The following is a 14,813-nucleotide window of genomic DNA, read 5'->3' on the forward strand; positions in this document are numbered from 1 at the left end:
GGTACCGGACGGCGGTCGGGTGGTCGCGTAGCGGCGTCACGCTCGCGGCCGTGAAGGTAGCCATCGTCACCGAGTCCTTCCTGCCTCGAATGAACGGGGTGACCAACTCGGTCTGCCGCGTGCTGGAGCATCTCTCCGGCCGCGGACACGAGGTACTGGTCGTCGCCCCCGGACCCGGCCCGGGCGACCACGCCGGTCACCCGGTGCGGTCCACCCCGGGAGTGGTCCTGCCGTTCTACCGTTCGTTCGTCGTCGGCCTGCCCACACGCCAGGTGTCGTCGGTGCTGCGCGATTTCGGACCCGACGTCGTTCATCTCGCCTCTCCGCTGATGCTGGGCGCCTCCGGCATCGCGGCCGCCCGCCGGTTGGACGTGCCGACCGTCGCGGTGTTCCAGACCGACCTGGCCGGTTTCGCCGCACGCTACGGCCTGCGCGGCGTCGATCCGGTCGTGTGGGCTTGGCTGCGGCACATCCACGAGAAGGCCGACCGTACGCTCGTGCCGTCGTCGCCCACGCTGGAGGAGCTGCGGCGGCGCGCCTTCCCACGGCTGAGGTTGTGGGCCCGCGGCGTGGACGACCAGCGATTCCACCCGCGGCACCGGTCGGCCGAGCTGCGAGCCCGGCTGGCCCCGGGCGGCGAGGTGCTGGTGGGCTATGTCGGCCGGCTGGCGGCCGAGAAGCGCCCGTGGATGCTCTCCCACCTGACCGGGCTGCCCGGGGTGCGGCTCGTCGTCGTCGGGGACGGCCCGGCCGAGCGGCGGCTGCGCAGATCCCTGCCCGACGCGGTCTTCACCGGATTCCGCACCGGGAGCGAGTTGTCGGAGCTCGTCGCGTCGCTCGACGTCTTCGTCCACACGGGCGCGGACGAGACGTTCTGCCAGGCGGTGCAGGAGGGGCTGGCGGCGGGGGTGCCCGTCGTGGCGCCCGCCGCGGGCGGACCGCTCGACCTGGTCCGGCCCGGTCACAACGGCCTGCTCTACCCGCCGAACGACCCGGCCGCACTGCGCGCCGCCGTGGCGACCCTGGTCGCCGACCCGGCGCTACGGAGACAGATGGGCGACAACGCGCGCTCGTCGGTCCACGGACGCGACTGGAGCACGATCTGCGACGAGCTGATCGGCCACTATGACGAGGTCCGCCATGGCACGTCCACGCGGTGGGCGGCATGAGGCCGGCGGGATCTCGCGCCGACCGGCGGTGCAAGGGCTTTCCCTTCGTGGTCTCGGTGCATGACGTCGCCCCGGCGACCTCGGTCGAGACCGCCTCCTGGCTCCGCGACCTGGAGCGGCTGGCGGTACCGGCGACGCTCCTGGTGATACCGGGGCCGTTCGGCAACGCCGTCCCCCTCGCCGAGGATCCCGGCATGGTGAGGTTCCTGCACGAATCCGCGAGGCAGGGGCACGAGCCGGCGCTCCACGGGTTCCGGCACGGGCCGGGGACGGGCGGGGCGCGCTGGCGGCGGGGCATGGGCCGGATGGTGTCCCGCACGGCCACGGAGTTCTGGTCGCTGACCGAGACCGAGGCCCGGGACCTGCTGCGCGCGGGGCTGGAGTCGCTCGCCGAGGTCGACATCGGCGTCGTGGGCTTCACCCCGCCCGGCTGGCTCGCCTCCCCGGGCACCCGCAGGGCGCTCGTCGACGTCGGCTTCCGCTACTGGACCAGCCACCTCGCCGTGCACGACCTGACCGGCGCCTCGTCGCGTCGCATGCCGGTCCTGTCGCACCGCCCGGACGGAGGCGCCGCCGAGCGTGCCGGAGCCCGCCTGATGACGACCGCCGCCCGTGCGTTCGCCCGGTCCCGCGTTCCCTTCCGCATCGCGCTGCACCCGGCCGACCTCGCCCGGCCCGGGCTGCGCACGGCCACGCTGACGGCGATCGACCTCGCGCTGGCCGCCGGCGGCCGGCCGGTGACCTACGAGACGCTCATGACGACGACGTGAGAATCGTCCAGCTCGCGAACCTCTACAGTCCCGTGTCGGGCGGGTTGCGCACCGCCGTGGACGCGCTCGGCCGGGGCTATGTCGCCGCCGGACATGACCGGGCCCTGGTGGTACCGGGTCGCTCGGACACCTGGAGCGAGACCGAGTCCGGCCTGATCGTGACGGTGCCCGGCGCGTCGGTCGCCCCCGGTTACCGTTTCGTTCTCGATCCCCGGCCGATGCTGTGCGCGCTGGCCCGGTTGCGCCCGGATGTCATCGAGGTCTCCGACAAGGCGACGCTGGTGCTCGCCGCCCGGTGGGCTCGGCGCCACGGGGTGCGCACCGTGCTGTTCTCCCATGAGCGGCTCGACGCGATCCTCGCTCCGCACCTGCCCGGCTGGGTGCCGCTGGAACAGGCCGCCGACCGCTGGAACCGGGTGCTGGCCGGTGTCTTCGACGCGATCGTGGTGACGTCGGCGTTCGCAGCCGCCGAGTTCCAGCGGGCTCTGTGGCGGAGGCGTTCACCGGGTCCCGTGCCTTCGCTGCACCGGGTGCCGCTCGGCGTCGACCTCGACACGTTCCAGCCGGCCGCCGGCCGGGACGGTCCGGATGGGCGGGGTGACGGGGTCGTGCGTCTGGTGCACTTGGGCCGGCTCTCCCGGGAGAAGCGGCCCGGCCTCGCCCTGGCCACGGCGCGGCAGCTGCGCCGCCGTGGCGTCCCGGTCCGGCTGGACATGGCCGGCGACGGACCGCTGGCCGCGGGGTTGCGCTCGGCCGCCACCCGGGAAGGGCTGCCGGTTTACTTTCACGGACATCTGCCGGACCGGGCCGCGGTCGCCCGCCTGCTCGCCGGGGCCGACGTGGCCCTGGCCACCTGCCCGGCCGAGTCGTTCGGGCTCGCGGTGCTGGAGGCGCTCGCCTGCGGCACGCCCGTGGTCACCACCGACCAGGGCGCCGCACGCGAACTGCTCGGCCCCGGCGCCGGACTCGCAGCGGCACCGCGCGCGGACGCCTTCGGCGACGCCGTGCAGGACCTGCTGCTGCGGCCGGCCGGCCAGCGGCGGCGCGCGACCCGGGCCCGCGCCGAGCGCTATCCCTGGTCGTCCACCATCGCCGGCATGCTCGACGTGCTGACGTGCTGACGTGCTGACGTGTTGACGGGCACGGCAGATGACCCTGATTCAGCCTCAGGCCGCTCGGATCCGCGCGGGCGTCCCCGTCCTTCTCGACACACCCAAGAGCACGACGTGGCCGGTGGCGTTGACCGGTCGGGACCCGGCGTAGCGTGGAGCCGATCGGTTCAGGGTCCTGAGCCGACCGGCGGATGAAGGGCGATGTCATGGAGTTGTTCCCCGCGATGCCGCTGGCGGATTGGCAGGACAGCAAGGCCACGCTGCACCGCTTCGCCCAGGTCGTCGGCAAGATCCGGCTCGCCTCAGGGGTCCGGCGCAACCACTGGTGGAACGTGCCGTTCCATCTGACCGGGCGTGGCCTCACCACCCGTCCGATGGCGTCCGCCGACGGTGACTCGATCTTCACGATCGATTTCGACCTGGTCGGCCATCAACTGCTCGTCACCACCGTCGACGGCAGGGCGGTGTCCTTCCCGCTCTCGGGCCACTCGGTGGCGTCGTTCTACCGTGCGGTCATGCGGGCGCTGGCGCAACTGGACGTGCGAGTGGAGATGGACGTACCGCGGCCGTTCGACCTGCCCGACTCCGGCCGGCCGTTCGCCGACGACACCGAGCACGCGGCCTACGACGCGGCCATGGTCACCCGGTACTGGCAGGTGCTGAGCCAGGTCAACCTGGTGCTGGAGGAGTTCGCTGCGGACTATTCGGGCAAGGTCAGCCCCGTGCACCATTTCTGGCACACCTTCGATATCGCGTGCACCCGATTCTCCGGCAAGATGGTCGACCAGCCGCCCGACGCCGACCCGGTGACCCGCGAGGCGTACTCCGGCGAGGTGATCAGCTCCGGCTTCTGGTTCGGCGACGACGCGTTCCCCGAGCCGGCGTTCTACTCCTACACCGCGCCAGAGCCCGGCGGGCTGGAACGTGAGCCCCTGCTGCCCCCGGCCGCGCGCTGGATCGAGCAGCGGGGCGCTCACCTGGCCGTGCTCCGCTACGACGACGCGCGGGCCGAGTCCGATCCGCGCGCCGCCGTCCTCGCCTTCTACCAGAGCGCCTACCAGGCCGGAGCGGGTCTCGCCGGGTGGGACATCAGTGGGTTCGCCTGCCCGGGTGGGGTGACCGATCCGCAGCTCAGGGCCATGAGCTGACCAGACTTCGGTCCAGGCCCAGCCGAACATGGCGTTGAACCGGAGCTCGCACGCCCTCGCCGAACGGCCGAAGCCGTCCACGGCGGTGTGCGCCGTGGACGGCTTCGGCCTTTCCCTGGCCGGTTCGCGGCCGGGCTCTGCACTACTACAGGCCGGACTCCGCGGTCAGCAGGAGCTTGCCGTGGGCGTCGGTGAGCACCAGCCTGGCCTGCTGGCCGGGGTTCACCTTGCCGCCGAGCTTCACGGCGCTGTCCGCGTCACCGGTGAAGACCTCGCTGTCGATGGTCGTACCGGTGGCCGCGTTCACCAGGGTGGCGCGCAGCCGCCGGCCGATCTCGGTGGAGAAGAGGCGTCCGCTCACCGCTCCCGACTCGTCGACGTCGACGTGGGCGGCACCGCTGGCGTTGGCGTTGGTGACGTCGCCCAGGTCCATCGTCGGCAGGTAGGTCTCGGTCCACGCGAGGGTCTGACCGGCCTTGAGCGTGGCCGGGGAGAAGAACTTGTCCGACGCGCCCGCCCACAGCTCGATGTAGGGCCGGGCGGAGTTGCCCTTGGAGAAGGGGTTGGTGTCGAACGAGGCGTTCTGGCCCCACTCCCAGAGCTTCAGCCCCGGGGTCTTGGTGTTGTCGCCGATGCGGATGACTCCTTCGTTGTTCTCGTGGTTGATGACGCCCCACCAGTCGCCCTGCCGCATCGTGGCCAGGTCCTGGCCGTACGCGATGCCGCTGCGGTCCCAGTTGGACATCTTCTTGAGGGTGTCGAACTTGAGCATGCCGTCACCGGGCGCGCCGGCGGGCTCCTCCTTGTCCTCCATCCAGCGGTAGCCGGGGTCCCGGTAGATCTTCTTGACCGGCGAGACGATGGACATCGTCGGGGAGCCGGTGGACGGCCCGGCCCCGGGCGCGAGCGTGGTGCACGTCCAGTACTCGAACTTCTTGTCCGCCGAGCCCGGGTTGTGCAGGCTGACGGACATGTCGACCGACGGGGCGTCCTTCGTGAGGCTGTAGGTGACCGTCGTCTCGATCCCCGTGGGGCCGTAGACGTACCGGGACGGCTTGTACGGGTAGTCCACGGTGTCGGTCTTCGTCATGGCGATCGAGAAGCGATCCCCGTCACGGGTGACCTTGTAGTCCCACGGGACGTTCCAGTACTTGCCGTGCTCGGCCTCGGTGAGGGTGGGGAAGACCCCGCCCCACACCATGAGCCAGTTCTGGTAGAACGGCGAGTTTCCGGGGGTGCCGGGCGCGGCACTGGAGAAGCCGTACGGAGTGCCGATCGGGTTGGCGTAGAAGACGTCGTGGCCGGTCGGCTTGTAGATCATGGACAGCAGGCGGCCGCCGTAACCGGGCGCGAACGTGGCCTTGACGTACTTGTTCTCCGCGACGACCGTCTTGATCGTCTGCGGGACCACCTTGTTGGCGACGCCATCGCTGCGGACCGAGACGCCGTCGGCGCTGACCTTGTAGTCGTACCGCTGGAAGACGGTGGTGGCGTGCGTCTCGACCTTCAGATAGTCCGGGCCGTTCGGGTCGAACCCGGTGCCCGGCTCGTCCTTCCGCTTCGACGCCTTGACCTGCTCACCGGTGGTGTCGGTGCTGGCCGTACCCGTGATGTCGGTCAGGGCCCCGGGCCGCAGCGCCACCGTGCCCCGAGAGCCCGGCCTGAGCCGCTCGCCGCTGTCCAGCTTGACGATCAGGGTGGACGCGTCGGGGAAGTAGGCGGCGTCCTCGCGCAGCGCGTCGGCCACGTCGCGCCCGTTCCGCGTGGTCAGCCCGCTGAAGCGCAGCACGTTCCGGACGTCGTCGGCGGTTACCGTGGTGCCGCTCACGCCCGTCTGGGTCTCCTTGACGGCGAGGTCGCGGTCGCCGGAGCGCAGCTTGGCGATCCGGCGGGTGAAGCGGACCGCGATCTGGTCGGCGGACGCGCTCGCCTCCGCCTCGGCGATCTCGGCGGGCCGGTAGGCGGTACCGCCCTTGGCCACCTGCGCGGTGACGGCCTCGGCGGCCGCTCCCGCACTCGTGGTGAGCCTCAGCGCCGCGGCGAACGTCAGCTCGTGCGCGGCGCTCCGATCCAGATCGGTGTCGAAGTACAGCCGGAAGGCGCGCCGGTCGGTGCCCGCGCGGTGCTCCACATAGGTGGGGCTGACGGACGTGCCGCCGCTCGCCAGCGTGATGTTGGCGGCCGCGTAGGCGCCCACCGGCATCCCGGACAGAACACTGGTGGCGAAGGTGACGTCGACCGTGCGGGCGTCCACCAGCGTGGCCTTGGCGACGCGGGTGGTCGCGGCGTCGCTCGCCGTGCCCGTGAAGGACGTGTCGCCGGTCTTGGAGCCCGGCAGTTCGCCGCCGTCGGCGCCGCGGAAGAACAGATCGGCCAGCTCGTCGCCGGCACCGTCGAGCCACAGCTTGTACGGCCGCTGCTCCAACACGACTCCCGTGCCGAGCACCACCCGGAGGGTACGGTGGTCGCCGGTGTCGACCGGGCGCACGGTCGTGCCGGCGATCCCGGACAGCGCCCGGCCGTCGAGCACCTCGTCCGGGGTACCGGCGGCACCACCGCTGACCTTGATGAACTGCCCGGCGTACGCCGTGTTGGCCGCCGTGAACTGCAGGATGTCGGCACCGAGCGACTTGTTGAACGTGATGTCGATGGACTTGTCGTCCGGCGCAGTCACCTTGGCCACACGGAGTGCGGGCGCGCGATCGGCGGTCTGCGCCAGCGCGGGCGGCGGCAGGACGGCGGTCGTTCCGCCGGCCAGCGCGAGCGCGGTGAGGATCACCACGCTGCGCGATCGGATGTGTTCTTTTCGGGATCGCATCGTATCCTTCTCCTTTCGAAGGCATCCCCGGATGCGGGAGCCCGGCGGTCGGGCCGGGCTCCCACCGGAGGTCAAGGGGTGGGGACCTTCCTTTTCGGGGCGAAGGCACGGCTTCGCCTGGGCCCGGCGGTCGGGCCGGGCGTGTGAACTGTGGGTAGGCGGGTCGTCGGTCAGGTGCCGTACGGCTCGTCGGGTGCGGTCACCAGCGGGTCTGCCTTGGCCGGGATTCCGGCCGCCTGGGTGCTGTTCGCGAACTGCGCCCGCCGCACCTCCGCGAGCGTCGGGTAGGAACGGGCGCAACCCGTGTACCGGCAGGACAGGGAGCCGGCGATCACCGCCTGCTCCAGTGCCTCCCGCGGCCCGGCACCCGCGAGCCGCCCGGCCATGTAGGTGCCGGCCAGGGCGTCGCCGGCACCCGCCGTGTCGACCACCTCGACCGGCGGCGCGGCCACCTGGTAGTCGTGGCTGGGGGTCAGCACGGTGGCGCCGGCGGCGCCGTCGGTCATCACGATCTCGCGCGGCACCGGTCCCAGCGCGGCCCGGACCTGTTCGGGACGGTCGGTACCGAACAGGCCGCGGGCGTCCTCGCCGGACAGGATCACGATCGTGGCGCCGCGCGCGAACTCGACGCCACGCCCGGTGTCCGGTCGCAGGGCCGGGCGGTGGTTGACGCAGAATGCCACCGGGATGCCCCGGTCGCGGGCCAGCTCCGCCGCCCGTTCGGCCGCCCGGGCGGCGCTGTCGGAGATGGCCAGCGAGATCCCGCTGACATGCAGGGCGTCCGCGTCCCCCAGCAGGGGCCCGTCCACATCCTCCTCGTTGAGCAGGGTCGCCGCCGAGTTGGACCGGTAGTAGTGGAAGCGGTGCTCACCGAACCCGACCGCGTTGACGTACACCCCGGTGGGGGCGGAATCGTCGACGGCGACCCGGCTGACGTCCAGGCCGGACTGCTGCCAGTAGTCCATGAGCAGCGCGCCGGGTGCGTCCGCGCCGAGCCGGGTCAGCAGCCTGGCCTTGATGCCCATGCGCGCCGCCATGATGGCGACGTTGGCGACGTCGCCGCCGTACCCCCTGCCGAGGTAGTCCGGCGGGAGGTCGTCCCGCACCCCCACCTCGAGCAGGCCTTCTCCGATCGCGACGAGCACTGGGGTCCGGCCGTCGCCCGCGGACTCCTGGTTGTCATCGGTCACACCGACTTCCTCACTCCCCGATATCGGCACGACCGGCTCAGAAGAGGCTGTTCGGGTCGTGGAACTGGTCGACGTTGTCCTTGGTGACCAGCGGTGCGTCGAGCGGTGTGTCCTTGGTCGGTTGCGCGCCGCCCAGCACCGCCATCATCCGGTTGAGCCCGGTCCGGCCGATCGTGTCGGCGTTGTTCACCGCGGTGGCGCCGTAGTTCGAGCCGTCCTTGATGGCCTTGAGCGCCTCCTTCTGGCCGTCGGCGCCGACGAGGAACATCTCGTCGGTGCGGTCGGCGTCGGCGATGGCCTTCTGGGCGCCGAGGCACATGGAGTCGTTCTCGCAGAAGACGGCGTCGATCTTGCTGTTCTTGGCGAGCAGGTTCTCCATCACCTTGAGCCCGCCGTCGGAGCTCCAGCCGCCGAAGTCCGGAGATTCGACCACCTTGATGCCCGGCGACTGCTTCACCGCTCCCAGCAGGCCGTTCGTCCGGTCCAGACCGATCGTGTTGTCGGCCGGGCCGCCCTTGATGACGGCGAGGGTTCCGTTGCCCTTCAGCCGGTCCACGATGTACTTGCCGTCACCCTGGCCGATCTGGGTGTTGTTCGGGCCGATCCAGCTGGTGTACTGGCCACCGCTGAACTTGCGGTCCACCAGGATCGACGGCACGTCCTTCTGCGTGATCGCGTTCATGGCCGCCGGAGCCGCGTTCAGCGGGCCGCCGGAGATGATGACGCCGTCGACGCTCTGGGTGAGCAGGTCGTCGATGTCGGAGGTCAGCTTGCTGGCGTCGCCCTGGGCGTCGGTCTGGATCAGCTTGACGTTGGAGTACGTCTTGGCCTCGGCCTCGATCGCCTTGGACATCGCGATGAAGTACGGCGCCCCGAGGCTGAAGTTGGCGACGCCGATCTTCAGTTCCTTCTTGGCGGTGGAACCGCCGGCCGAGTCGTCGGAGCCGCCGCACGCCGCGAGTGACAGCGCAAGCACACCCGCGACCGCGCCGCAGACGAGTTTCTTCATGGTGCCTTCCTTTGAAAGGGGGGTGGGGTCCTGGAAGTGAGTGGGCCGCAGTGGGGGAGCGGCGGGAGAGGGCGGGACGGGGTCTACGTGCGCTGCTGCTCACGGCGCCGGGCCAGGATGGCGACCGCGATGATCACTCCCTTCAGCACCTGCTGCCAGTAGCTCTGCACGTCGTAGAGGCTCAGGAGGTTGTCGATGAGGCCGAGCAGGACGACGCCGCCGAGAGTGCCGCCGACGGTTCCCTTGCCTCCGGAGAGAGCGGCCCCGCCGATCACGCAGGCCGCGATCGCGTCCAGTTCGAATCCCTGGCCGACGCTGGGCTGGGCGATGCCCACGCGGGACGCGAGGATCACCCCGGCCAGGCCGGCGCACAGGCCGCACAGCATGTACGCGAGCACCAGGTGCCGCTGGACCTTGACGCCGGCGAGCCGGATGGCCTCTCTGTTGCCGCCGATGCCCAGCAGCGACCGCCCCGCCGACGTACGGTTGATCAGCACCCAGCCGAGGGCGAACATGACCACCGTGATGATCGCCGCCATCGGCACCGGGCCGATGTTCTCCGCGCCGAGCGTCAGGAAGTCTGGCGTGGTCGGGCTGATCGGCGTGCGGGAGTAGACGTAGGTCAGCCCGCGGAAGGTCGTCATCGCGGCGAGCGTGACGACGAAGGGCGCCAGTGCGAACCGCGCGACCAGCACGCCGTTGATCGCCCCGCACGCGGCGCCGAGCACGACCGCGGCCGCGATGGCCAGCGGCACCGGGAGGCCCTCGACCAGCCCGGCCGAGACGATGCCGGTCAGCGCCACGACCGAGCCCACCGACAGGTCGATCCCGCCGGTGAGGATCACCATGAGCATGCCGAGGCTGAGCAGGCCCGTGGTGACCATCTGCCGGAGCAGGTTGGTCAGGTTGCCCTCGGTCAGGAACGCGTCGTTGGTGAGCCCGGAGATCACGACGACGGCCAGCGCCAGCCCCACGAAGGCCAGGTTGACCAGCGGCACGTGCGGCAGGTAGGGCAGGCGGTCGGCCCACGTCGGCGTCTCGCGCGGCCCGCCGGGCGGCGCCGCGGCCGGCTCGGCCGTCTTCGCTGGGCTCTGGTCGGTCACGCGGCCACCCCCACAGAGTGTGCGAGGACCTCGTCCTCGGTCGTGTCGGCCGACCGCACCTGCGCCACCAGGCGGCCCTCGCGCATGACCAGCACGCGGTCGGTGGCGCCGAGGACCTCGGTCAGATCCGATGAGATGAGAAGAACGCCGAGCCCGGCCTGGGTGAGCGTGTCGATCATGCGGTAGATGTCGACCCGCGTGGCCATGTCCACGCCGCGCGTCGGCTCGTCGAGGATGAGCAGGCGCGGCTCGGTCAGCAGCCACTTGGCCAGGACGACCTTCTGCTGGTTGCCGCCGCTGAGGTTGACCACCGGCATGCCGGGTCTCGGCGGCCGGATGTCCAGCCGCTCGACCATCTCCCGGACGGCGGCGTCCCTGCGGCGGGTGTCGAGCAGGCCCCGGCGGCTCATTCTCGGCAGCGTCGCGAACGTCGCGTTGTCGGCGACGTCCATCCCGAGCACCAGGCCGGTGTGCTTGCGGTCCTCGGTCACGAGCGCCACCCCGGCGGCGATCGCGTCGGCCGGGGTGCGGAACCGCACCGCCGCCCCGTCGATCTCGACGGAGCCGGAGGTGGGCCGTTCGGCGCCGAACAGGCAGTGCGCGACCTCGCTGCGGCCGCTGCCGACCAGCCCGAACATGCCGACGATCTCGCCCGCGGCGACGGAGAAGGAGATGTCCTCGAACGCGCCCTCGCGGCACAACCCCCGGACGTCGAGCAGCGGCCGCCCGTCCGAGGGCTCGCGGTCGGGATAGACCTGTTCGAGCCGCCGTCCGGCCATCAGCGCGACGATCTGGTCCTCACTGGTCTCGGCCGGCGTCATGGTCTCGACGACCCGGCCGTCCTTGATGACGGTGATCCGGTCAGCGATCTCCATGACCTCGGCCAGCCGGTGCGAGACGTAGACCACGGCCACACCGCGCTCGCGCAGAGCCCTGATCAGGTCGAACAGCCGATCCAGGTCGGCTCCGGCCAGCACCGCGGACGGCTCGTCGAGGACGAGCAGCCGCGGCTCCCCGGCGAGCGCCTTGGCGATCTCCACCATCTGCTGCCGGGCCACCGACAGCCGCCCGGCGCGGGCCCGCGGGTCGATGTCACCGAAGCCGATCTCCTCCAGCAGCGCCCGTACCCGGGCGTGCGCGGCCGGCCAGTTCAGCAGGCCTCGTGAGGTGGGCAGCGCGCCGAGCAGCACGTTCTCGGTGACCGTCATCTGCGGCACCAGGCTGAGCTCCTGGTAGACCGTGCGGAACCGCTGGGCGTGCGCGTCCTGGGGGCTGTTCAGCGTCAGGGGCTCGCCGTCGAGAATGATCTCTCCGCGGTCCAGTGGCTCGGCTCCGGCCAGCACCTTGATGAGGGTCGACTTACCGGCGCCGTTGGCGCCCGCGATGGCGAGCACCTCGCCGCCCCGGATGGTGAGGTCCACGCCATGCAGGACCTCCACGCCGGCGTATCCCTTGTGCACTCCTCGCAGTTCGAGCGTCACGCCATACCGTCCATCACGATGATGGTCTTCTGCTCGGTCATGTCCAGGAGCGTGTCATGCAGGCCTTCGCGCGCGCCGCCGGTGAGTTTCACTCCGCCGAAGGGCAGGTTCTCGGCGCGCAACGCGGTCGAGCCGTTGATCACGACACCGCCGACCTCCAGCCGGCGCGCGACCGAGAACGCCCGCGACACGTCCTTGGTGAAGATCGCGGCCTGCAGGCCGTACGGAGACTCGTTGGCCAGTTCGACCGCCTCCAGCGGGTCGCCGACCCGCAGCAGCGGCGCCACCGGACCGAAGATCTCCTCGTCCACCGCCTTCGCGCGTGGCGCGACATCGAGGAGAACGGTCGGCGGCACGAAAGCCCCCTCGCGCGGCCCCCCGACCACGACGCGGGCGCCGGCGCCGACCGCGTCCTCCACCGCGCCGGCGACCGCCACGGCGGCCGACTCGGTGATCAGAGGGCCCACATCGGTCGGCTCCTCCAGCTGGTCGCCGACGACCAGCGCGCGGGCCTGGGCCTCCAGGGCCTCGGCGAAGGTGTCGTACACCGCGTCCTCTACATAGACCCGCTTGACCGCGCAGCAGATCTGCCCGTTGCCCCGGGCCAGCCGGCCGAGCACCACGGCCTCGGCCGCGCGCTCCAGATCGGCGTCGGCGCACACGATCAGGGCGTCGTTTCCGCCGAGCTCCAAGTGGGTCCGCTTGAGAGTCCCGGCCGCGAGCTCCGCGATGGCCTTGCCCGCCGCCGTACTGCCGGTCAGGCTGATCATCTGCACGCCGGGGGTGGCGGCCAGGAACCGGGCGAGGTCAGGGCCGCCGGTGACGACCTGGTGCGCCGCGGCGGGAACGCCCACGCCCTCGACGATCCCGCCGATCGCCATCAGCGTGAGGGGGCACTTCTCCGGTGGCTTCACGATCACCGCGTTGCCCGCCGCCAGCGCCGCCGCGGCCTTGTGCGCGTAGAGCTCGACCGGATAGTTGAACGGTACGATCGCCGCGATGACGCCCAGTGGCTCACGGATCGTGAAGGCCAGATGCGACTCGAGACCCGGTACCGCGTCGAGTGGGATCTGCCGCCCGAGCACCCGGGTCGCCTCACCGGCGAAGCCGCGGAAGATCCGGATCGCCGCGGCGACCTCTTCGCGGGTCTGCCGGATCGGCTTGCCGTTCTCGGCGGCCAGCAACCGGGTCAGCTCATCGCTGCGCCGCTCGATCTCGTCGGCGACCGCGTTCAGCAATCTGGCCCGCTCGTGGGCGGGGATCGCCGCCATCTCGCGCCGCCCCCGCTGCGCGGTCTCGACCGCCTGCCGGGCCTGGTCCTCGGTGGCGACCGGCATCTCGCCGAGCAGTGTTCCGCTGCCGGGATTGTGGATCGGCATGCTCTTCACGACGGGCGCCGATTGCCCGTCGACCAGCATATTCCCCAATGTCCGACTCCTTTGTCGCTTCGGACCGCAGGTCCGCCTACTGCGTTCCAGTATGCGGAATGGTATCTCGCCTGATAGAATGTGCTCGCACACTAGATGCGAAGGATCCGACTGTCAATGGGTGAAATTACGGGTGAAAGCGACCAGCGTGCCGGACGTTCCTCCAAGGCGGGGAACGCGGTGAGCAAGGCCCTCAACGTGCTGGAAGCCGCGGTCGGAGGCGACGGTCCGCGGCGCCTCGGCGACATCGCCACGGACGCGGGGGTGCCCAAGGCGAGCGTGCACCGCATCCTCGCCGCGCTCGGCGAGCTCGGCTTCATCGCGAACGAGGGTGATGGGACGTATCGGGTCGGTCCGCGCATGCTGGCGCTCGCCGAAGAGGTCAAGGCGGTCGGCACCACCGGAATCGGGGATGTGCTGGCCGGCCTGGCCGCCGAAGTCGGACATACCGTACATATGGCGCTGCGCAGCGGAAATCACGCAGTCTATGTGCACAAAGTGGAGGCGGACCAGCCCTTCCGGATGGCGTCACGGGTGGGCATGCGGCTTCCCCTGCACTGCACGGCCATCGGGAAGAGCGTGCTGTCCCAACTGTCGGAGGAAGAGGTGAAGGCGGTCGTGGCCGCCACCGGGCTGCCCGCCCGCAACGCCAACACCATCACCGATGCGGCGCGGCTCGTCGAAGAACTGGCCATGGTCCGGGCGCAGGGCTACGCGATCGACGACGAGGAGAACGAGACCACCATCCGCTGCATCGGGGCGCCCGTCTTCGACCGCGGCGGGTCCGTGGTCGGCGGCGTGAGCATCTCGACGGTGACCTTCCTGGTGTCGCGTGACCAGCTGGTGTCGTTCGCCCCCGGCCTGCTCGCGGCGGCCCAGGAGGTCGGTGCCCTCCTGGGCTGAGCCGGGCCGGCCCGGCGTCCCGAGGGCGCCGGCGTGGCTCCGGTGGGCCCCTCAGTCCTCGTCGGCGGGCAGGGTGAAGAGGCGGATGTTGACGGGGCGGGCGCCGGGGGGTGCGTCCTCGCGGCTGTGGCCGTGTTGCCGCAGGAGGCGGATGTAGGCCTCGAAGAATTCGGCCAGCCCCTCCTCGGTCATGTGGGTGAATCCGCGCGAGAGCATCGCCCAGGCGCGGTCCCGCGCGTACGACTCGGGCAGCCTGCCGAGCAGTTCCATGTCCTCGGCATGCCCCAGCCGTAGCAGCTCGGCGAGGAGGGGCCGGTCCTCGGGGCTCAGTGCCTCGGCGGGGGGCGTGCGCAGGTCGCGGGGGCCCTGAGCGCTGCGCCACCAGCGCTCGCGGCCGGCGGACCGTTCGGCGATCTCCTCGATGAAGCCGTACTTCTCGAGCTGCCGCAGGTGGTAACTGGTCGTGCCGGTGTTGGCGCCGAGCACTTCGCCGATGGTCGTGGACGTGGCGGGGCCGTGCGCGCGGAGCCGGTGCAGGATCCGCCGGCGCAGGGGATGACTCAGGGCTTTGAGGCGTCCCGGATCGTCCAGGATGACCGGCTCGGCATCGTCCTTCATGACGAGCAGTCTAGTACTACAGAAGGATCTTTGCAGAGAACTCTTTGCAGAGGTTTCTCTGTGGT

12 protein-coding genes are annotated in these 14,813 nt (G+C 71.1%); 5 read left to right on the forward strand and 7 right to left on the reverse strand.

Annotation, left to right across the window (positions count from 1 at the left end):
* Positions 1-50: 50 nt before the first annotated feature.
* The 4 genes from HKK74_RS20740 to HKK74_RS20755 all read left to right on the forward strand — a co-directional run bounded on the left by HKK74_RS20740 (position 51) and on the right by HKK74_RS20755 (position 4,199).
* Positions 51-1,169 (forward strand): glycosyltransferase family 4 protein, encoded by a 1,119-nt coding sequence (locus tag HKK74_RS20740; protein ID WP_312881647.1) that lies wholly within the window; start codon positions 51-53, stop codon positions 1,167-1,169.
* Positions 1,166-1,939: a DUF2334 domain-containing protein gene (locus HKK74_RS20745; RefSeq protein ID WP_187244911.1), complete on the forward strand. Its 774-nt coding sequence runs from the start codon at positions 1,166-1,168 to the stop codon at positions 1,937-1,939. Before HKK74_RS20740 ends, HKK74_RS20745 begins: the two co-directional genes overlap by 4 nt.
* Positions 1,936-3,060, forward strand: a complete 1,125-nt coding sequence (locus tag HKK74_RS20750) for a glycosyltransferase (protein ID WP_187244912.1) — start codon at positions 1,936-1,938, stop codon at positions 3,058-3,060. Before HKK74_RS20745 ends, HKK74_RS20750 begins: the two co-directional genes overlap by 4 nt.
* 197 nt (positions 3,061-3,257) lie before the next feature.
* Entirely contained in the window at positions 3,258-4,199 is a 942-nt protein-coding gene (locus HKK74_RS20755; protein ID WP_187244913.1) for a DUF5996 family protein, read from the forward strand.
* 145 nt (positions 4,200-4,344) lie between these two features.
* Here HKK74_RS20755 and HKK74_RS20760 read toward each other — a convergent pair whose 3' ends face one another.
* From HKK74_RS20760 to HKK74_RS20785, 6 genes are all read right to left on the reverse strand, one after another.
* Positions 4,345-7,017, reverse strand: a complete 2,673-nt coding sequence (locus HKK74_RS20760; RefSeq protein ID WP_187244914.1) for a DUF5107 domain-containing protein — start codon at positions 7,015-7,017, stop codon at positions 4,345-4,347.
* Between the two features lie 170 nt (positions 7,018-7,187).
* Entirely contained in the window at positions 7,188-8,207 is a 1,020-nt protein-coding gene (locus HKK74_RS20765; RefSeq protein ID WP_187244915.1) for a sugar kinase, read from the reverse strand.
* Between the two features lie 37 nt (positions 8,208-8,244).
* Positions 8,245-9,216 (reverse strand): substrate-binding domain-containing protein, encoded by a 972-nt coding sequence (locus HKK74_RS20770; protein WP_187244916.1) that lies wholly within the window; start codon positions 9,214-9,216, stop codon positions 8,245-8,247.
* Between the two features lie 83 nt (positions 9,217-9,299).
* Positions 9,300-10,319: an ABC transporter permease gene (locus HKK74_RS20775; RefSeq protein WP_222722530.1), complete on the reverse strand. Its 1,020-nt coding sequence runs from the start codon at positions 10,317-10,319 to the stop codon at positions 9,300-9,302.
* Positions 10,316-11,800: a sugar ABC transporter ATP-binding protein gene (locus HKK74_RS20780; RefSeq protein WP_187244917.1), complete on the reverse strand. Its 1,485-nt coding sequence runs from the start codon at positions 11,798-11,800 to the stop codon at positions 10,316-10,318. Before HKK74_RS20780 ends, HKK74_RS20775 begins: the two co-directional genes overlap by 4 nt.
* Positions 11,797-13,218, reverse strand: a complete 1,422-nt coding sequence (locus HKK74_RS20785) for an aldehyde dehydrogenase family protein (RefSeq protein ID WP_246491818.1) — start codon at positions 13,216-13,218, stop codon at positions 11,797-11,799. The genes HKK74_RS20780 and HKK74_RS20785 overlap by 4 nt, the downstream gene beginning before the upstream one ends.
* Positions 13,219-13,344: 126 nt before the next feature.
* Here HKK74_RS20785 and HKK74_RS20790 point away from each other — a divergent pair, with 126 nt between their 5' ends.
* Positions 13,345-14,130, forward strand: coding sequence for an IclR family transcriptional regulator (locus HKK74_RS20790; RefSeq protein ID WP_187244918.1), 786 nt, complete (start codon positions 13,345-13,347; stop codon positions 14,128-14,130).
* Between the two features lie 51 nt (positions 14,131-14,181).
* Here the strand turns inward: HKK74_RS20790 and HKK74_RS20795 are convergent, their stop codons facing one another.
* Positions 14,182-14,748: a winged helix-turn-helix domain-containing protein gene (locus HKK74_RS20795; RefSeq protein WP_187244919.1), complete on the reverse strand. Its 567-nt coding sequence runs from the start codon at positions 14,746-14,748 to the stop codon at positions 14,182-14,184.
* Positions 14,749-14,813: the final 65 nt, after the last annotated feature.

It is taken from the genome of Actinomadura alba (assembly GCF_014323705.1).
Classification (GTDB): domain Bacteria; phylum Actinomycetota; class Actinomycetes; order Streptosporangiales; family Streptosporangiaceae; genus Actinomadura_C; species Actinomadura_C alba.